The sequence below is a fragment of the Microbacterium sp. genome, from assembly GCF_043427715.1.
Lineage (GTDB): Bacteria > Actinomycetota > Actinomycetes > Actinomycetales > Microbacteriaceae > Microbacterium.
On record NZ_JBHWTD010000052.1, the window covers coordinates 1 to 18,891 of the forward strand.

The window sequence follows — 18,891 nt, forward strand, 5'->3', positions numbered from 1 at the left end:
CCTGTGCGCCGTGCGCACCCTGCCCGCCGGCGGCGCCCGCCGCGACGCCTCGGGCCAGATCCTCGACGCCGTCATCGGCGCGATCGGCACCCCCATCGCCTGAGCCGCGGTTCAGGCAGGGCGCACCGCGGGGGCGACTCAGGCGTCGATGGCCTCGCGGTCAAGGCGGTCCGCCGACGACACGATGAAGTCGCGACGCGGGGCCACCTCGCTGCCCATGAGCAGCTCGAACACCCCTGCGGCCGCCTCGGCGTCCTGCACGCGGACGCGGCGCAGCAGCCGGCCGTCTCGCGCCATGGTGGTGTCCGCCAACTGGTCCGCGTCCATCTCGCCGAGGCCTTTGTAGCGCTGCACGGGCTCCTGCCAGCGGCGGCCGGACTTGGTCACCTTCGCGAGCAGCGCGTGCAGCTCCTTCTCGCTGTAGGTGTAGATCGTCTCGTTCGGCTTGGATCCGGGGTTCACCACGATGACGCGATGCAGCGGCGGGACCGCGGCGTACACGCGACCGGCTTCGACCAGCGGACGCATGTACCGGAAGAACAGCGTCAGCAGAAGCGTCCGGATGTGAGCGCCGTCGACGTCGGCGTCGCTCATCAGGATGATCTTGCCGTAACGGGCGGCGTCGATGTCGAAGGAGCGGCCGGAGCCGGCACCGATGACCTGGATGATCGACGCGCACTCGGCGTTCGAGAGCATGTCGCTGATCGACGCCTTCTGCACGTTGAGGATCTTTCCCCGGATCGGCAGAAGCGCCTGGTACTCGCTGTTGCGCGCGAGCTTCGCGGTGCCGAGCGCCGAGTCGCCCTCGACGATGAAGAGTTCGGAGGCGGCGACGTCGTTGGAGCGGCAGTCGGCTAGCTTGGCGGGAAGCGACGACGACTCCAGTGCGTTCTTGCGACGCTGGGTCTCCTTGTGGGTGCGCGCCGAGATGCGCGCCTTCATCTCCGACACGACCTTCTCGAGCAGAAGCGCGGTCTGCGCCTTGTCGTCGCGCTTGCTGGAGGCAAACTTCGCGCCCAGCTCCTTCGCGACGACGGATGCCACGATGTTGCGCACCGCCGGCGTGCCGAGGATCTCCTTGGTCTGTCCTTCGAACTGCGGTTCGGGCAGGCGCACGGTGAGGACGACGGACAGCCCCGCGAGGATGTCGTCCTTCTCGATCTTCTCGCTCGCGCCGACCTTGAGCTTGCGCGCGTTCGCCTCCACCTGCGACCGCAGGAGCTTGATGAGGCCCTGCTCGAAGCCCTGCTGATGCGTGCCACCCTTGGGTGTCGCGATGATGTTGACGAACGACCGGCTCACGGTTTCGTAGCCCGTGCCCCACCGGAGCGCGATGTCTACGTGGCACTCGCGCTCCACTTCGGTGGGGACCATGGCGCCCGTCGGCTGCAGAACAGGCACCGTCTCGGTGAAGGTGCCGGTGCCCTCGAGCCGCCAGGTGTCGGTGATCGGAGCGTCGGGTGCGAGGAACTCCGCGAACTCGGAGATGCCGCCGTCGAACCGATAGCTCGTCTCGACGGTCTCCTCGCCCCGCTCGTCGACGATGACGATCTCGAGCCCGGGAACCAGGAACGCCGTCTGCCGGGCGCGCTGTTCCAGCTCGCCCAGATCGAACGCGGCATCCTTCGTGAAGATCTGCCGATCCGCCCAGTAGCGGATGCGGGTGCCGGTGACGCCCTTGGCGGCCTTGCCGATGACCCGGAGTTCGCTCGATCGCTCGAAGGGGGTGAAGGCGGAATCCGGGGCGTCCCCGGCGAACACGCCGGGCTCGCCGCGGTGGAAGCTCATCGCGTAGACCTTGCCGGCGCGGTCGACCTCGACGTCGAGGCGCTCGGACAGTGCGTTCACGACCGAGGCGCCGACACCGTGCAGACCACCGGATGCCGCGTACGACCCGCCGCCGAACTTGCCACCCGCGTGGAGCTTCGTGAACACGACCTCGACACCGGTGAGACCGGTGCGCGGTTCGACGTCGACGGGGATGCCGCGGGCCCGGTCACGGACTTCGACACTGCCATCGGCGTGGAGGATGACGTCGATGCGGGAGCCGTGACCACCGAGCGCCTCATCGACCGCGTTGTCGATGATCTCCCAGAGGCAGTGCATGAGACCGCGCGAGTCGGTGGACCCGATGTACATGCCCGGGCGTTTGCGGACGGCCTCGAGCCCTTCCAGGACCTGAAGGTGATGGGCGGAGTACTCGGCTGTCACAATCTCCAAGCGTATCCGGGGCCACCCCCGGGACCCGGCTCGACACTCGCGGGGCAACGCACCCGTCATCCCGGTGCGCGCGCATACCGTACGCGCACAGCGAAATGTCATGCAATGGCGGCATACCCGCAACACTCGCGTGGTTGTATGTCATGACAGTTCCCGTCACGAGCACCAGGAGGAGGCGCCTGACATGAGCACAACGACCGCCACCGAGCCCGGAGTCGTCCTCGAACACCGCCTCACCGCGATGGACCGCTGCGACTCCTGCGGAGCCCAGGCCTACATCGCCGCGGAGGTGAACGGCAGCGAGCTGCTGTTCTGCGCCCACCACGGACGCAAGTACGAAGAGAAGCTGCGCGCCGTCGCCACGAAGTGGCACGACGAGACCGCGCGGCTCTCCGAAGCCCCCTGATCTCCGAAGCCCCCTGAACCGACACGTCCGGCGCCTCGCCGGTCATGAGACGAGAAGAGGCCCCCACCGCTCGGTGGGGGCCTCTTCCGTGCCCGGGTGTGGCAGCGGACTCAGAACCCGACGGCCGCCTGGTACACGGGAAGCAGGCCGGTGCGCACCCCCGACGCCGACGGCTTGGGCTGGAAGACGCTCGAGTTGTGGTTGCCCTCGATCACGACGGGGCCGGCGGGGGTCAGCGCGATGTCCCACCCCACGTACGGGGCCTCGGGAGTCCGGCGCGCGAGCGCGGCCGCGAGATCGAGCACGCGGTCGTACATCGGCACCTGGAACCCGACGATCGGCGTCCCCGTCGCAGGGTGCTCCCTGTAGACGTGGCTGTTCTTGTCGACGCCGGGATAGAGAGCCACTCCCTCGTCGTCGAGCATCGTGAACATGCCGCCGGAGGCGAAGTTGTCGATCACGTCGCCGTTGCCGATGCGCAGCACCGCAGCGAGCAGGTGCACCGCGTCGGTCTCCCTGTCGAGGAAGGTGATGAGCCTGACCGTGTTGACCGCGTCCGGGTACAGCGTCGACATCTCGGGGTGCTGGACGATGAACTCGTCGAGCACGGTCTGGCCTTTGGCGGTCACCTCGGCACGGAACGCTGCGGCATCCGTCGCCGCGGTCACCTCGTGGAGGTCGATGCCACCACCGCCGTGACCCTCGTTGGGCTTGGCGAGCACCTTCGCATGGCGACCGAGGAAGGCCGCGAGGGCGGCGTCGTCGACGTCTCGCAGGTCGATCGTCTCGCGACCCAGGAGGTCTGCGTACTCACGGGCGAAGCGTCGCTTGTCCTCGAGCTTCGCGCGCCCCTCGGCGGTGTTGTACATCTTCGTGATGCGGAAGGACTTCGGGTGCGTCATCCAGGTGGCGCGCTCGCGACCGTTCAAAAGCCGGATGTCCCACACCGCGTAATCGCGGAACGCCATGTCGTAGCGCACCGAGCACCACAGCATGTCGGCGATGATGATCGGCAGCGGGTCCTTCGAGATCTGCTGGACGGTGCGGGCGAACTCGACCAAGTTGCCCGGCCGGAGCTTGCGGGCGCGACGGATCAGGTACTGCAGGCGGACGCGGATGCGGCGCATGGCGGCTCCTCCGTGGTCGTGGCGAATCAGAAGCGCATCGCGGCGCGGTAGCGCGGGAGCAGGCCCTGCCGGATCCCGGACACCGACGGCTTCGACTGGAAGACGCCGGAGTTGTGGTTGCCCTCGATGACCACCGGGCCCTCGGGGGTGATGGCGATGTCCCAGCCGATGTAGGGGAATGCGGGAACACGGCGGGCGAGCCGGTCGACGAGGTCGAGCACCTCGTCGTAGAGCGGAACCGTGAAGCCGGTGATCGCGACGCCGGTGACCGGGTGCTCGGCGAACGGGTGGCCTTCTTCGTCGCTCGCGGGGTGCATGGCACGGCCGCGCTCGTCGAGCATCGTGTACATGCCGCCGTTGCTGAAGTTGTCGATGACCCCGCCGTTGCCGATCTTCAAGACGCCGGCCAGCACGTGGACCTCACCATCGGGGTCGAGGTACGACACCATCCGCAGCGAGTTGACGCTGTCGGGGTAGAGCCGCGCCATGTCGGGATGCTGGACGAGCACTTCTTCGACGAGCACCTGTCCGGCCGCGATCAGCTCCTCGCGCACGGCGGCGGGATCGGTGATCGATGCGGACTCGCGCAGCGAGATGCCGTTGCCGCCGACACCACCGGGGTTCTTGGCGATGATGCGCGGATGCCGAGCGGTGAACGCCGCGAAGGCCGCGGCATCCGTCACCCGGAGGTCGATCCACTCGCGGCCGAGCTCAGCGCCGAATCGCTGGGCGAATTCGAGCTTGTCGTCGAAGATCGCGCGCTGCGCGTTGTCGTTGAGCCGTCGCGACAGGTGGAACGACTTCGGGTCAGTCATATACGTCTTGCGCTCGCGCGGCTTCAGGATGCGGAAGTCCCACTCGGAGTAGTTCTCGAACGTGGTCTCGTACCGCACGGAGCACCAGATCATGTCGATGACGACCCACCACAGCGGAGCCTTCGTGAGGCGTGCCGACTGGCGGGCGAACTGGAGGACCCGTTCGCTGTCGAAATTGATGACGCGTCGCACGAAGAAGCGAGCGCGACGGTACAGCCGGTGCAGTGCGCCCACGCTCAGCCCTTCGACGGACGGATGATGCCCAGCGGCGTCGACTGATGACCCTGGCCGAGCGGGTTGTCGGAGAGGATGCGCACGAGGCGCTGCTCTCCCGCGCGGTCGAGGGTCGAGCCGAGGATGTTGCCGCCGATGTCGTTGATGTCGACGACCGCGACCTCGCTCACTCCCCCGAGCCGTGCCTTCAGCTTCGCCGCGACACCGGCCGGGTCCTTCGGACCGAGGACGACCGCTTTGTTGTACGGCGGGATGGTGTGGGGCGTGGGTCCGTCGATCGAGCGGGCCTTGTCGCCGGCGATGCGGTAGAAGTCACCGCGGCGTCCGAACAGCTTCGTGACGGCGGCGACCGCGGCGGCGAACAGGATGCGAGGGGTCCCGCACTCGCGCAGAGCCATCTCCATCGTCTCGGGCATGCCGAGACCGATGCCGTACGCCGTCTTCACGACGTATCGGGAGAGGAACCGGGCGAGCGGACGCGGGTGGATGTCCTCGACCAGGTACGAGCGGCCCTGCGTGATCGCGACGATCTTCTCCGTCACGAACAGCACGTCACCGGGCTGCAGCTGCGACGCGGCGTACTTCTCGACGATCTGCTCGATGTCCTCGCCGGGCATGACGACGTGCGTCCGGATCGGGATCCGGGCGTAGGTCGTGCCGTCGATCGCTCGCGTGAGCTCCTTGCCCTCGTTCGCGGCGCCGGTCATTCGAGGTAGTCCCGCAGCGACTGCGACCGCGACGGGTGGCGGAGCTTCGCCATCGTCTTGGACTCGATCTGGCGGATGCGCTCACGCGTCACACCGAACGTGTCACCGATCTGGTCGAGCGTCTTGGGCTGACCGTCGCCGAGACCGAAGCGCATGCGGATGACGCCCGCTTCGCGCTCGGACAGCGAGTCGAGGAGCGACTCGAGCTGGCGCTGCAGCATCGTGAAGCCCACCGCGTCGGCCGGGACGACGGCCTCGGTGTCCTCGATGAGGTCACCGAACTCGCTGTCGCCGTCCTCGCCGAGGGGCGTGTGGAGCGAGATGGGCTCGCGGCCGTACTTCTGAACCTCGATGACCTTCTCAGGCGTCATGTCCAGCTCGCGGCTGAGCTCTTCCGGCGTGGGCTCGCGACCCAGGTCCTGGAGCATCTGACGCTGCACGCGTGCCAGCTTGTTGATGACCTCGACCATGTGGACGGGGATGCGGATCGTGCGAGCCTGGTCAGCCATGGCGCGGGTGATCGCCTGGCGGATCCACCACGTCGCATAGGTCGAGAACTTGAAGCCCTTGGTGTAGTCGAACTTCTCGACCGCGCGGATCAGACCGAGGTTGCCCTCCTGGATGAGGTCCAGGAACTGCATGCCACGGCCGGTGTAGCGCTTGGCGAGCGAGACGACGAGGCGGAGGTTGGCTCCGAGCAGGTGGCTCTTCGCGCGCTGACCATCACGGGCGACCCACTGCAGGTCGAGACCCAGCTGCGCCGACTTCTCGGCGGCGGTCATGTGCGACAGCTTCTCCTCGGCGAACAGACCCGCCTCGATGCGCATCGCGAGCTCGACCTCTTCGGCCGCGTTCAGCAGGGGGACCTTGCCGATCTGCTTCAGGTAGTCCTTGACGGGGTCCGCCGTCGCGCCGGTGATCTGGGTCGAGTAGACCGGGACCTCGTCGTCATCGGCGGACGAGATGACGATCGCGCCGGTCGGGAGCGGCTCGGTGAAGGCAGGCTTGGCGCCCTCCTCCTCGTCGTCGTCCTTGTCCTTCTTCGCGTCGTCGCCGTCGGCGGCGTCGTCCGAGTCGACAGCCGTGTCGAGTTCGGTCTCGTCGACCTCATCCTCTTCGGGCTCGTCCTCGTCCTTGGCCTTCGCCTTGGTCGCGCGCGCCTTCGCCGGCGCAGCCTTCGCCGCCGTCTTCTTGGCAGGTGCCGCCTTCGCCGCAGCCGGCTTCTTGGCGGGAGCCTTCTTCGCGGGAGCCTTCACCGCGGTGTCCTTCTCCGCGTTCGCAGACGCCGTCGCCTCTTCGTCGGCCGCAGCGGCCGCCCGCGTGCGGGTTGTCTTCGTGCCTGAAGTCACGTCTCGCCTTTCACCGACGACACTCCGCCGGGGTTCGGACACTAGTAAGACCCTTGTCAAGTTCGGCACGCGTACTCATGAGCACACCTCGCCGTTGACAACGGGTCATTTCGTCCATCCTCTCATACGTCACGGACGCATGAAGGACATGCCTGTGTCAACACCCAGATCGCGGCGCGCATTCCCCCGGGCGCTCCCGGGCCGCACCGTGGGGCTCAGCCGAGACCGGGGCGACGGTCATCGTCGCCGGTGGGACGGTTCGCGAGGAATCGCTCGAGCTCGGCGGCCAGCTCATCCGCCGAGGGCAGGTCGCCGGTGTGGATGATCGGCTGCGCCTGCGTGGAACCGGCCATATAGGCGTCGTATCTGTTCTCGAGGTTGTGCAGCATGACGGTGAGCTCCTCGCTCGCTTCCACCTGCGTGTCGACCTTCTCCAGGTACTCGCGGTTCTCCTCGCGGAGCGTGTCACTGTCGAACACGAGTCCGGTCGCCACCGAGATGCTGTCCAGCGCGGCGATCGCGGCGGCCGGGAAATCCGTCTCAGCGAGGTAGTGGGGAATGAGGAGCACGAATCCCGCGACAGCGGCTCCGGTCTCCGTCAGGCGGTATTCGAGGAGATGCCCCGCCGTCGAAGGCACCTGGGTGTGCGGCTTCCATATCGAGTGCGCCTCCGTCAGCTCCTCACGGGTGCCGCTCACGGTGGTCCCGAGCGGGCGGGTGTGGGGCACCGGCATCGGGATCGCGTGCACCCACGTCACCGAGCGCACCTGGAGTCCTTCAGTGAGACCGACGACGGTGTCGACGAAGGCCTCCCACGCGAAGTCCGGCTCGTAGCCCGAGAGCAGCACGAACGGCTGACCGAGGGAATCGTGGACCAGGGAGAGCTCGAGCCGGGGCGGCTGGAAGTCCACGAGCCGATCACCGTCGAAGGTGATCAGCGGACGGCGGGCCCGGTAGTCGAAGAGCACGTCGGCGTTGAAGGAGACGACCGGCGCAGGGTCGTGCTCGGCACGGAGGTGGTCGACGAGGCGACTGACGGCCGAGCCTGCATCGGTGAACCCGGTGAGGGCGACCACCAGCGGGAGGCCGGCGGGCACGGGGGGTGCGGAGACGACACGCTCGTAGAGAGGTCCGGACAGCGGCATCCTCCCACTGTACGAGCCCCACGGGAGGGGGCGGCCCGTCCGCGGTCCCGCTCTCAGCGAACGATGCCTCGGCGCCTCTGTGAGAGCCCGTCCCTAGGATGGAGCGCATGCCGTTCCCCGAGCTTTCCGTCTCCCCCACCCCTGTCCGAGACCTGGAGGCCGACGCGATCGTCCTCGCTCTGCCGCCGCTCGCCGATGCCGGCGATCTGCTCACCGAGTGGCCCGGGCTCGAGGGTGCCCTCCGCGCCGCCGGCTTCACCGGAGCCGCCGGCAGCAGCGCGCGCGCCTACGCCCCCGAAGCCACCACCGTGCCGATCATCGCTGTCGGCATCGGCTCCTCCCCCGCCGCCGGCGCCGTCCGCGACGCTGTGGGAGCCGCCGTCCGCACCACCACCGGGTTCGCCCACCTCGCCGTCGCCGTCCCGACGGCAAACGAGCAGTGGCGCGCGGCCGCGGAGGGCGCTGCCCTGGGCGGCTACCGCTTCGCCGGCTACAAGACGACGGATGCCGCGAAGACGCGCGCTGACCGCGTCACCGTCCACTCTCCCGACGCAGACGCCGCCACGGCACTGGGCTCCGTGATCGCGACGGCGGAAGCGGTCGCCCTGGTCAAGGACCTCGTCAACGTCCCCGCCGAATGGCTCGGCCCCGCCGACCTCGCCGAGCGCGCCGCCGACGCCGTGGCCGAGCTGCCGATCGAGGTCGAGGTGCTCGATGAGCAGGCTCTCGCCGAGGGCGGCTACGGCGGCATCCTCGGCGTCGGTCAGGGGTCGGATCGTCCTCCGCGTCTGATCCGTCTTCGCTACGCGCCCGAGTCAGCGTCGCGTCGCGTCGCCATCGTCGGCAAGGGCATCACCTTCGACACCGGCGGGCTCTCGCTGAAGCCGCCGGCGTCCATGGTCGGCATGAAGTACGACATGTGCGGTGCCGCGACCGCGCTCGCCGTCGTCCGCGCCGCCGCGCAGATGGCGCTGCCGTTAGCGGTGGAGGCGTGGCTGTGCGTCGCCGACAACATGCCGTCGGGCCGCGCCACGCGCCCCGGCGACGTGCTCACGATGCTCGGCGGCACGACCGTCGAAGTCCTCAACACCGACGCGGAGGGACGGCTCGTGATGGCCGACGGCCTCGTCGCCGCGAGCCGCACCCAGCCCGACCTCCTCATCGATGTCGCCACGCTCACGGGCGCCGTCGTCGTCGCCCTCGGCCACCGCCACACGGGCGTCATGGGCGATGACACGGCGGTCGCCGACTACCTCGCCGCCGCGGCATCCGTCGACGAACTCGCCTGGCAGCTTCCTCTGCCCGCACACATGGAAGACGAGCTCGACTCGCCCATCGCCGACCTGCAGAACGCGAAGATCGGGGACCCTGCCGGCGGGACGATGTTCGCCGCACTGTTCCTGCAGCGCTTCGTCGGCCGCACCGGTGAAGGGGCGGACGCGCCGCGCATCCCGTGGGTGCACCTCGACATCGCCGGCAGCGGTACGACGAAGTCGCCCTTCGGCGCAACCGACAAGGGCCCCACCGGCGCTGCCGTCCGCTCGATCCTCGCGCTCCTGGAAGCGCAGTCGCGATGACGAGCGGGCGAGAGTTCGACGTCGTGGTGATCGGCGGCGGGAGTGGCGGCTACGCGGCCGCACTCCGTGCAGCCGAACTCGGCAAGACCGTCGCCCTCATCGAGAAGGACCTGCTCGGCGGCACCTGCCTGCATCGCGGCTGCATCCCGACGAAGGCCCTGCTGCACACGGCGGAGATCGCCGACCATGTCCGCGAGGCTGCGGCGGTGGGCGTTGATGCCGCACTGACAGGGATCGATCCCGCGCGCATGTCCGCCTACCGCGAAGGCATCGTCGCGAAGAAGTTCGCGGGGTTGAAGAGCCTCATCGCCGCGCGCGGCATCACCGTGGTCGCCGGCGAGGGACGACTCACCTCCGAACGGACGGTCACCGTCGGCGACGAGGTGTACCGCGGCGGCGATGTCGTGATCGCCACCGGCTCCCACACGCGAACGATCCCGGGTATCGAGGTCGGCGGACGGGTGCTCACCAGCGAGAGCGCGATCGCACTGGACCGCATCCCCACCTCCGCGGTCATCCTCGGCGGCGGCGTGATCGGCGTCGAGTTCGCGAGCGTCTGGCGTTCGTTCGGGGCCGAGGTCACGATCGTCGAGGCCCTCGACCACCTGCTCCCCGCGGAGGACGTCTCCTCCAGCAAGGCGCTCGAGCGGGCGTACCGACGCCGCGGCATCCACTCCCGTCTCGGGATGCGCTGCGAAGGCGTGTCGCAGACGGATGCCGATGTCACGGTGTCGCTCTCGGACGGATCGACCATCGTGGCCGACGTCGTCCTGGTCGCCGTCGGCCGGGCGCCCTCCACTTCGGGGCTCGGACTCGAAGAGGCGGGGGTCGAGCTCGACCGCGGCTTCGTGCGGGTCGACGACCGCCTGCAGACGACCGCAGGGCGCGTGTGGGCCGTCGGCGACATCGTGCCCGGGCTCCAACTCGCGCACCGCGGCTTCCAGCAGGGCATCTTCGTCGCGGAGCAGATCGCCGGACTGTCACCGGTACCCGTCCCCGAGTCGACGATTCCCCGTGTCGCCTACTCGCATCCGGAGGTCGCCTCCGTCGGCCTCACCGAGGCGCAGGCCCGCGAGATCCACGGCGACGTCGTCCGCACCGTCGAGTACAACCTCGCCGGCAACGGGAAGAGTGAGATCCTCGGCACCGGCGGGATCGCCAAGGTCGTTCGCACCGAAGGAGGCCCGATCCTCGGAGTCCACCTGGTGGGCGACCGCGTCGGCGAACTCATCACCGAGGGGCAGCTCGCCGTGGGCTGGGAGGCCCACCCCGAGGACCTCGCCCCCTTCATCCACGCCCACCCCACGCAGAGTGAGGCTCTGGGCGAGGCATTCCTCGCGCTCGCGGGGAAGCCGCTTCACACCATCTGACCGACACTAAGCTAGACAGCACATCGCACTTTCTTGAAGGAGACACAGTCATGAGCACATCCGTGGTCCTCCCCGCGCTCGGAGAGAGCGTCACCGAGGGAACGGTCACCCGCTGGCTCAAGAAGGTCGGTGACACGATCCAGGCCGACGAAGGGCTGCTCGAGATCTCGACTGACAAGGTCGACACCGAGATCCCCTCGCCCGTCAGCGGCGTCATCGAGGAGATCCTGGTCGACGAGGACGAGACGGTTGAGGTCGGCGCCGTCCTGGCCAAGATCGGTGACGGCTCCGCCGCACCCGCCGAGCAGGCACCCGCAGAGGAAGCTCCCGCTGCCGAGTCCGCCCCCGCCGAGCAGCCCGCTCAGGAGGCTCCGGCTGAGCAGGCTCCGGCTGAGCAGGCCGCGCCCGCCGCCGAGGAAGCCCCCGCCGCCCCGGCCGCCGGTGGCGACGCGAAGGACATCGTCCTCCCCGAACTGGGTGAGAGCGTCACCGAGGGCACCGTCACCCGCTGGCTGAAGCAGGTCGGCGACGAGGTCGCCGTCGACGAGCCCCTCCTGGAGATCTCCACCGACAAGGTCGACACCGAGATCCCCTCCCCGATCGCCGGCACGCTGAGCGAGATCCTCGTCCAGGAGGACGAGACCGTCGAGGTCGGCGCCGTCCTGGCCCGCGTCGGTTCTGGTGCTGCCGCACCGGCCGCTCAGGAGGCCCCCGCCGAGGAAGCCCCTAAGGAGGAGGCTCCGAAGCAGGAGGTCCCCAAGGAGGAAGCCCCGAAGCAGGAGGCTCCCGCACAGGAGGCTCCCGCACAGGAAGCCCCGAAGCAGGAAGCCCCGAAGCAGGAAGCCCCGAAGCAGGAGGCTCCCGCTCCTGCCGCCGAGAAGGCTGAGGCCGCTCCGGCCGCTGCCGACGACGACGCGATGACGTACGTCACTCCGCTCGTCCGGAAGCTCGCGCAGCAGCATGGCGTCGACCTGAGCACCGTCACCGGCAGCGGTGTCGGCGGACGCATCCGCAAGGAGGACGTCCTGAAGGCCGCCGAGGCGCCGAAGGCCGAGGCCGAGGCATCCGCTCCGGCCGCTGCGGCCCCGGCGCCGGTCGAGGTCTCGCCGCTGCGCGGCACGACCCAGCCGATGTCGCGTCTGCGCAAGGTTCTCGCGAGCCGCGCGGTCGAGTCGATGCAGCAGACGGCTCAGCTGACCACGGTCGTCGAGGTCGACGTCACCAAGCTCGCGAACTACCGCGACAAGGTGAAGGCGTCGTTCCTGGAGAAGACCGGCGACAAGCTGTCGTTCCTGCCGTTCTTCGCCCTCGCGGCGTCGGAGGCGCTCAAGGCGTACCCGATCATCAACGCGACGGTGGACGGCGACCAGATCGTCTACCCGGCGTCGGAGCACCTGTCGATCGCCGTCGACACCGAGCGTGGCCTGCTGACCCCCGTCCTCCGTGACGCAGGTGACAAGAACATCGCTCAGATCGCGCACGAGATCGCCGATCTCGCCGACCGCACCCGCAACAACAAGCTGAAGCCCGACGAGCTCGCCGGCGGCACGTTCACGCTGACCAACACCGGTTCGCGTGGCGCGCTGTTCGACACCCCCGTCGTGTTCCTGCCGCAGTCGGCGATCCTCGGAACCGGCGTCGTCGTCAAGCGCCCCGGCATCGTGTCGGTCGACGGGAAGGATGCCATCAGCGTCCGCTCCTACGTCTACCTCGCCCTGTCGTACGACCACCGTGTCATCGACGGCGCCGACGCCGCCCGCTTCCTGAGCGCCGTCAAGGCCCGCCTGGAAGCCGCAGAGTTCGAGGGCCAGCTGGGAGCCTGATTTCCCACAGCGTCATGGCTGGTCCGCGAGGTCGTACACCTCGCGGACCAGCCATTCGCTTTTCGCGCGGACGATCACGACGATCTGGGTCCGCGCGCCGGAAGTGATCCGAAGGGCCGCGGCGCCGCCGTATTCGTCGACGATTTCCACGGGGTGATCCCCCGCCTCGGCGATCGGCTGCATCCGCTCCGGCTTCTCCCAGTGTCCCGCTCGGCACGCGTCATCGGCGCAGGCGGCGAGGGCGGCGACGAGGGTGCGGCCGGAAGCGAGGGGGTCCTCAGGATCCGGTGCCTCGGATGACCCGCGCTCCGCGGGCTGCGCATCGCTCGAATGCTGCGCGGAGGGCTCACCGGAACGAGAGCCCTCCGTCGTCGACCCGGGCGCGGTCGACTCGGCAGGAGTCGACTGCGCGGACGTCGTCTCGGCAGGGGTGTCCGACACGACACCGTTCCCCGAGCCGCGGGACCCGGCGGCGGTCGATTGCTCTGCTCCGGCGGGCCACAGCGCACCGACGGTGACGACCAACGCCGCGGCGACCAGGGCGACCGCGACCGGTCGGCCGCGACGACGCGTTGACACGGGCGAGATCACACGGTCGGCGCGGCTCGCAGACCGGACCGCGCGGGGCCTCTGCGGCGGCCGCGTGCGGCGCAGACGCGGGCGACGCGGATGCGGGCGGGCACGACGTTCACGCCGGGCAGGCCGCCTGGCGCGGACCGCGGAGAGCGATGCCGCCGCCCCGCGCAGTCGTTCGGCGAACACCTCGTCCACGAACCGGGCGACGAGGTCGAACAGGGGCGCCCCCGGGTGCCGATTCTCCGCGATCGCGGCCTCCCGCGACCGTCCCGTGGCCGCAGGTTGCACCTGGGCGGAGGTCGCCTCCAGGTCCAGCGGGCCGGGCGTCGCGGACGCGAAGAATGCGGCCTCGAGGTCCTCGCGCTCCCTGCGGAGACGTCGCGGATCGCCGACCACGTCCACCGCACGGCGGATGAGCTCGCTCCAGCTCTCGCCATCGTGACCGACGCCGCCGCCGTCATCGCCGCCGTCATCGTCGCCGTCGAGCGCGGCCAGCGTGGCCGCCGCGTCTTCGCGCCAGGGCGAGCAGCCTGTCAACGCGAGGACGGGCTTGCCTTCGGCGGTCACCCACCACTGCCCGTCGGGGGCGTCGAGGGCGTCCGCTTCCGCGGCCCCTCGGAGAATGCTCACGGCGACGGTGACCGCCGCGCCCCGGTCGGCGGCTCCGCCTCGGCCGATGAGCTGGTCGAGCCGCGAGATGCAGTGCGGCAGGATGACGCAGTCGCCCTCGTCGGTCCGGGCGGCGTCGAGGGCGACGAGGAGGTGCTCGGCACTGACGGCACGCCACGCGGGCGACGCGCCGAACTGCGCGGCATCCGTCCACAGAGTCGGCGGATCGCCTGCGCGCACAGTCCCCGAGAACGGTGCGTCGGCGATCGAGAGCGCGCGCAGCGCCGGCGGGACGTGCAGGGCCATCGGGTTCATGCGACCAGGATGACCCGCCCCCGCTCCGCCCCGTACCCTCGGTTCGGCACGGTGGACAGCGCGCGCGAGTGTGCGCGTGTGGAGGAGTCGGTGTACACCGGCGCGGGGACGGCGAAGGTAGGCTGAAGGGTATGGCATCGCGCAGTACCGCACCCGAGAAGCGGCCCGGCTTCTTCTCGCAGATCCGCTCCCTGTACACGTTCACCAAGAGCGAGTTCCGCTGGCTCCCGTTCGGGCTCATCGGCGCTCTCCTGATCGGTGTCGGCCTCGGCGTGCTCATCGGATTCCTCATCCCGCCGGTGCAGATCTGGAGCATCATCCTGTGGGGCGTCAGCGGCCTGCTGTTCGGCCTGCTCTTCGCGATGATCCTGCTGACGCGCCTGTCGACGCGCGTCATGTACAAGAAGCTCGACGGCATGCCCGGCGCCGTCGGGCACGTCCTGTCCACTGGCCTCGGCCGCCGCTGGGTCACCTCTGACATGCCCGTCGGCGTGAACCCGCGCACCCAGGACGCGGTCTACCGCGCCGTCGGTCGCGGCGGTGTCGTCATCGTCGGTGAAGGCTCGCGCGGTCGCCTCAAGCGTCTGGTCGAAGACGAGCGCAAGAAGGTCGCGCGTGTCGCCTCCGGCGTGAACGTCGAGGTCTTCTACGTCGGTCATGAAGAAGGCGACGTCCCCATCGCGCGCCTCGCGAAGACCATCAAGGCGCTGCCCAAGACCGTCGACCGCGCCACCCTGGCGGCCGTCGTCAAGCGCATCGACTCGGTCTCCAAGTCGGTGACCTCGCTCCCGATCCCCAAGGGCATCGACCCGATGCGCGCCCGGGCCCAGCGTCCGCGCTGAACCCCGCACAGCCAACGAAGAAGGACCCAGCCGAATCGGCTGGGTCCTTCTTGATTGAGGGTCAGGCCCGGATGAGGACCGTGCCGACGATCTTGTCGTGGATGCCGCGCTGATCGGCATCCCAGATGACCGCGGGGATCACGAGGAGAACGAGCGCGGTGCGGACGATCGGCCGCCACAGTCCCACCCACCCACCGGTCTGCAGCTCCAGGCGCATCCCGAGGATGCGATGCCCAGGGCTTCCGCCGACAGTGGGTATGAAGAGGATCTGCAGCGCGGCGAACACCATCATCGGCGCGAACAGACGCCAGCCCGCCTCTTCGGGCAGGGCGAACTGGTCGTAGCCGAGGAACGCCGTGGCGATCAGGGTCGATGCGGCATAGTCGATGAACAGCGCACCGATGCGGCGGCCCGGCCGGGCGATGCTGCCCTTGCCGGCCTCGGGGCGGCCCAGGCGCTCGCCGGGATAGTCGGAAGCGGGTGTGGACACGACATCCAGCCTAATCGCGCTCGCGTAACACGCCCGAAACACCGGGGATACTGCCGAGCAACTGGCTCGGGATAGGTTCGAGGAGCGCCTGATCCGACAGGCGACACCAACGCACCGATCTTGGAGACTCCATGTTCAAAGATTCATCCGAGGTGCTCGCGTTCATCAAGGACGAGGACGTCAAGTTCCTCGACATCCGGTTCACGGACCTTCCTGGTGTGCAGCAGCACTTCAACATCCCGGCCTCGACCGTCGACGAGGAGTTCTTCACGGTCGGCCAGCTCTTCGACGGCTCGTCGATCCGCGGCTTCGCGAACATCCACGAGTCGGACATGCAGCTGATCCCGGATGTGACGACCGGGTACATCGACCCGTTCCGCGAGGCCAAGACGCTCGTCATGGTCTTCGACATCTACAACCCGCGCACGGGAGAGATCTACGCGAAGGACCCCCGCCAGGTCGCCAAGAAGGCCGAGAAGTACCTCGCATCCACGGGCATCGCCGACACCGCCTTCTTCGCGCCAGAGGCCGAGTTCTACATCTTCGACGACGTCCGCTACGACGTGAAGCAGAACCAGAGCTTCTACTTCGTCGACTCCGAGGAAGGCGCGTGGAACACCGGGCGCGTAGAGGAGGGCGGCAACCTCGCCAACAAGACCCCGTACAAGGGCGGCTACTTCCCCGTCTCCCCCGTCGACAAGCAGGCGGATCTGCGTGACGACATCTCCCTCAAGCTCATCGAGGCGGGTCTGCACCTCGAGCGCGCCCACCACGAGGTCGGCACCGGCGGCCAGGCGGAGATCAACTACCGCTTCGACACGATGGTCCACGCCGCGGACGACATCCTGAAGTTCAAGTACATCGTCAAGAACACGGCGGAAGAGTGGGGCAAGGTCGCGACCTTCATGCCCAAGCCGCTGTTCGGCGACAACGGCTCGGGCATGCACACGCACCAGTCGCTGTGGAACGGCGGCGAGCCGCTGTTCTACGACGAGAAGGGCTACGGCGGTCTCAGCGACATCGCGCGCTGGTACATCGGCGGCATCCTGGCGCACGCGCCCGCCGTCCTGGCCTTCACCAACCCGACCCTCAACAGCTACCACCGTCTGGTGAAGGGCTTCGAGGCTCCGGTCAACCTGGTCTACTCGGCCGGCAACCGCTCCGCAGCCATCCGCATCCCGATCACGGGCTCCAACCCGAAGGCCAAGCGCATCGAGTTCCGCGCGCCCGACGCCTCCGGCAACCCGTACCTCGCGTTCGCTGCGCAGCTGATGGCCGGCATCGACGGCATCATCAACCGCATCGAGCCGCACGAGCCGATCGACAAAGACCTCTACGAGCTTCCGCCCGAGGAGGCCAAGAGCATCCCGCAGGTGCCCAACAGCCTGCTGGACTCGCTCGAGGCTCTGCGCGCCGACCACGAGTTCCTCACGCGCGGCAACGTGTTCACCGAGGAGCTCATCGAGACCTGGATCGACTACAAGATCGAGAACGAGATCCAGCCGCTGGCCCAGCGCCCGCACCCGTTCGAGTTCGAGCTGTACTTCGGGGTCTGATCCGTCAGACACCGCGAAGAGCCCGCCAGGTCCGCCTGGCGGGCTCTTCCGCGTCCTGCCCGGTCTACGTGGATGCCACCACGCGGCCGCCGTGGAGCTCGATGACACGGTCGGCGCGCTGGACGAGCAGCGGATCATGCGTCGACACGACCGCGGCGAGACCCCGCTCACGGACCAGCGACCCGATGAGATCCATCACCGCGGTCGCCGTCCGCGAATCGAGCTGCCCGGTCGGCTCGTCGGCGATCAGCACAGCCGGGTCGCCGGCAACGGCACGCGCGATGCCGACGCGCTGCTGCTGCCCGCCCGAGAGCTCGGACGGTCGTTGCTGCGCGTGATCGGACAGACCGACCAGGCGCAAAGCCCCGGCGACACGGGCGTCGCGCTCCTCCGCGGCGACGCCGCGGATGCGAAGCGGGAGCTCCACGTTCTCCGCAGCCGACAGAACCGGAATCAGCCCGAAGGACTGGAACACGAAGCCAAGACGCTCCCGCCGCAGCGCGGCGAGGTCGTCCTCGCCGAGCGAGGTGGCATCCACCTCACCGAAGCGCACGCGACCGGCGTCGGGACGATCGAGACCGCCGAGCATGTTGAGAAGCGTCGTCTTCCCCGCCCCCGACGGTCCGCGCACGACCACCAGCTCCCCCGGCGACACCGCGATGTCGACGTCGATGCAGGCATGCACGTCGCCGGCAGCTGAGGTGAAGGTCCGGCTCAATCCCTCGCCGTGCAGCGCATACGTCATGTCGGCTCCCCTTCCGATCGGGGCACGAGGTCGCCGTCGACACCCGGCCACACCCCGACGTGGTCGGGTTCGAGCGCCAGCCTCACGCGATCGCGGAGGTCGAGCGCCGCGACGAAATCGTCGGGGAGCTGAAGGCGGCCGACCCGGTCGAGGACCGCATACTCCTCCGCTACGTGCTCTTCTGCGCCGTGCTCGTCCACCCGCATCCGGCGCAGCACCTCCGTCGACGTGCGTCCGTCTCTGATCTGGACCGTCCGGGCCACGTGCTCGGAAACGGTGGGATCGTGGGTGACGATGAGCGTGGTGACTCCGAGCTCGCGGTTCACCGCACGCATCGCTTCGAGAACCTGGACGCTCGTGTCGTCATCGAGCTCACCCGTCGGTTCGTCGGCGAGGAGAACGCGAGGCGCGTTGGCGATGCCGACGGCGATGCTCACGCGCTGCTGCTCGCCGCCGGACATCTCGGCGGGGGCACGGTCGGCGCAGTGGGAGACCTCCAGGAGGTCGAGCAGCTCCGCCACGCGCTGCTTTCGCGAGCCCGACATCCTCGCCGACCCGATGGCGAGGGCCGCAGCGATGTTCTCGGACGCCGTCAGGTAGGGCAGGAGGTTGCGTGAGGTCTGCTGCCAGACGAAGCCGACGCTGTGCCGACGGAACGAGACCCGCTCCTTCTCCTTCATGGTGAGGAGATCATGGCCCGCCACGCTCGCGACACCCGCCGTCGGCTGATCGAGACTGGAGAGGATCGAGAGCAGCGTCGACTTGCCCGATCCGGACGCACCGACGACAGCGACGAGCTCGCCGCGGTCCACCCGCAGGTTGAGTCCCTGCAGCGCCTGCACCTCGATCCCGGGTCCGGTGCGCGAGGGCACCTTGAAGATGCGCACGAGGTCGGCGCAGAGGATGTCCGGCAGGTCACTCCGGGGTGGCGCCTCGACCCGCCGAGGCCGGGTGCGGGGCCGCAGCCCACCGGGATCAGTCATCT

Annotated in this window: 16 protein-coding genes; 6 read left to right on the top strand and 10 right to left on the bottom strand. The window is 69.0% G+C overall.

Annotated features, from left to right (window positions below; genetic code table 11):
• Window positions 1–138 precede the first annotated feature (138 nt).
• The gene (locus ACHFGS_RS05435; protein ID WP_394289253.1) at window positions 139–2,211 is read right to left on the bottom strand and encodes a type IIA DNA topoisomerase subunit B; all 2,073 of its coding nucleotides are present in this window, start codon (window positions 2,209–2,211) and stop codon (window positions 139–141) included.
• 193 nt (window positions 2,212–2,404) lie between these two features.
• On the opposite strand from ACHFGS_RS05435, the gene ACHFGS_RS05440 reads away from it, so the two are divergent.
• Window positions 2,405–2,626 (top strand): hypothetical protein, encoded by a 222-nt coding sequence (locus ACHFGS_RS05440; protein ID WP_394278223.1) that lies wholly within the window; start codon window positions 2,405–2,407, stop codon window positions 2,624–2,626.
• Window positions 2,627–2,736: 110 nt separating this feature from the next.
• Here ACHFGS_RS05440 and ACHFGS_RS05445 read toward each other — a convergent pair whose 3' ends face one another.
• The 5 genes from ACHFGS_RS05445 to ACHFGS_RS05465 form a co-directional block, all read right to left on the bottom strand.
• On the bottom strand, window positions 2,737–3,753 hold the full coding sequence (locus ACHFGS_RS05445) for a sugar-transfer associated ATP-grasp domain-containing protein (RefSeq protein ID WP_394278224.1): 1,017 nt from the start codon (window positions 3,751–3,753) through the stop codon (window positions 2,737–2,739).
• Window positions 3,754–3,779: 26 nt separating this feature from the next.
• A complete protein-coding gene (locus ACHFGS_RS05450) occupies window positions 3,780–4,802 on the bottom strand; it encodes a sugar-transfer associated ATP-grasp domain-containing protein (protein ID WP_394278225.1) in 1,023 nt (340 codons plus the stop codon).
• A 2-nt stretch (window positions 4,803–4,804) separates the two neighbouring features.
• Window positions 4,805–5,509 (bottom strand): coenzyme F420-0:L-glutamate ligase, encoded by a 705-nt coding sequence (locus ACHFGS_RS05455; RefSeq protein WP_394278226.1) that lies wholly within the window; start codon window positions 5,507–5,509, stop codon window positions 4,805–4,807.
• The gene (locus ACHFGS_RS05460; protein WP_394278227.1) at window positions 5,506–6,858 is read right to left on the bottom strand and encodes an RNA polymerase sigma factor; all 1,353 of its coding nucleotides are present in this window, start codon (window positions 6,856–6,858) and stop codon (window positions 5,506–5,508) included. Before ACHFGS_RS05460 ends, ACHFGS_RS05455 begins: the two co-directional genes overlap by 4 nt.
• A 215-nt stretch (window positions 6,859–7,073) precedes the next feature.
• Entirely contained in the window at window positions 7,074–8,003 is a 930-nt protein-coding gene (locus tag ACHFGS_RS05465; protein WP_394278228.1) for a proteasome assembly chaperone family protein, read from the bottom strand.
• A 107-nt stretch (window positions 8,004–8,110) separates the two neighbouring features.
• Between ACHFGS_RS05465 and ACHFGS_RS05470 the strand changes: the two genes are divergently transcribed.
• The 3 genes from ACHFGS_RS05470 to sucB are packed head-to-tail and all read left to right on the top strand — an operon-like array spanning window position 8,111 to window position 12,773.
• Window positions 8,111–9,580 (top strand): leucyl aminopeptidase, encoded by a 1,470-nt coding sequence (locus tag ACHFGS_RS05470; protein WP_394278229.1) that lies wholly within the window; start codon window positions 8,111–8,113, stop codon window positions 9,578–9,580.
• The gene (gene lpdA / locus ACHFGS_RS05475; RefSeq protein WP_394278230.1) at window positions 9,577–10,950 is read left to right on the top strand and encodes a dihydrolipoyl dehydrogenase; all 1,374 of its coding nucleotides are present in this window, start codon (window positions 9,577–9,579) and stop codon (window positions 10,948–10,950) included. The genes ACHFGS_RS05470 and lpdA overlap by 4 nt, the downstream gene beginning before the upstream one ends.
• Before the next feature lie 50 nt (window positions 10,951–11,000).
• On the top strand, window positions 11,001–12,773 hold the full coding sequence (gene sucB, locus ACHFGS_RS05480) for a 2-oxoglutarate dehydrogenase, E2 component, dihydrolipoamide succinyltransferase (protein WP_394289254.1): 1,773 nt from the start codon (window positions 11,001–11,003) through the stop codon (window positions 12,771–12,773).
• Between the two features lie 12 nt (window positions 12,774–12,785).
• Here sucB and ACHFGS_RS05485 read toward each other — a convergent pair whose 3' ends face one another.
• Complete coding sequence (locus tag ACHFGS_RS05485; protein WP_394289255.1) at window positions 12,786–14,273, bottom strand: hypothetical protein; 1,488 nt, start codon at window positions 14,271–14,273, stop codon at window positions 12,786–12,788.
• 131 nt (window positions 14,274–14,404) lie between these two features.
• Here ACHFGS_RS05485 and ACHFGS_RS05490 point away from each other — a divergent pair, with 131 nt between their 5' ends.
• Window positions 14,405–15,115, top strand: a complete 711-nt coding sequence (locus ACHFGS_RS05490; protein ID WP_394279011.1) for a DUF4191 family protein — start codon at window positions 14,405–14,407, stop codon at window positions 15,113–15,115.
• Window positions 15,116–15,176: 61 nt separating this feature from the next.
• On the opposite strand, the gene ACHFGS_RS05495 is transcribed toward ACHFGS_RS05490, so the two are convergent.
• Entirely contained in the window at window positions 15,177–15,605 is a 429-nt protein-coding gene (locus tag ACHFGS_RS05495; RefSeq protein WP_394279012.1) for an RDD family protein, read from the bottom strand.
• A gap of 131 nt (window positions 15,606–15,736) precedes the next feature.
• Here ACHFGS_RS05495 and glnA point away from each other — a divergent pair, with 131 nt between their 5' ends.
• Complete coding sequence (glnA, locus tag ACHFGS_RS05500; RefSeq protein ID WP_394279013.1) at window positions 15,737–17,161, top strand: type I glutamate--ammonia ligase; 1,425 nt, start codon at window positions 15,737–15,739, stop codon at window positions 17,159–17,161.
• A gap of 64 nt (window positions 17,162–17,225) precedes the next feature.
• Here the strand turns inward: glnA and ACHFGS_RS05505 are convergent, their stop codons facing one another.
• Complete coding sequence (locus ACHFGS_RS05505; protein WP_394279014.1) at window positions 17,226–17,906, bottom strand: ABC transporter ATP-binding protein; 681 nt, start codon at window positions 17,904–17,906, stop codon at window positions 17,226–17,228.
• The gene (locus ACHFGS_RS05510; protein ID WP_394279015.1) at window positions 17,903–18,889 is read right to left on the bottom strand and encodes an ABC transporter ATP-binding protein; all 987 of its coding nucleotides are present in this window, start codon (window positions 18,887–18,889) and stop codon (window positions 17,903–17,905) included. Before ACHFGS_RS05510 ends, ACHFGS_RS05505 begins: the two co-directional genes overlap by 4 nt.
• Window positions 18,890–18,891 lie beyond the last annotated feature (2 nt).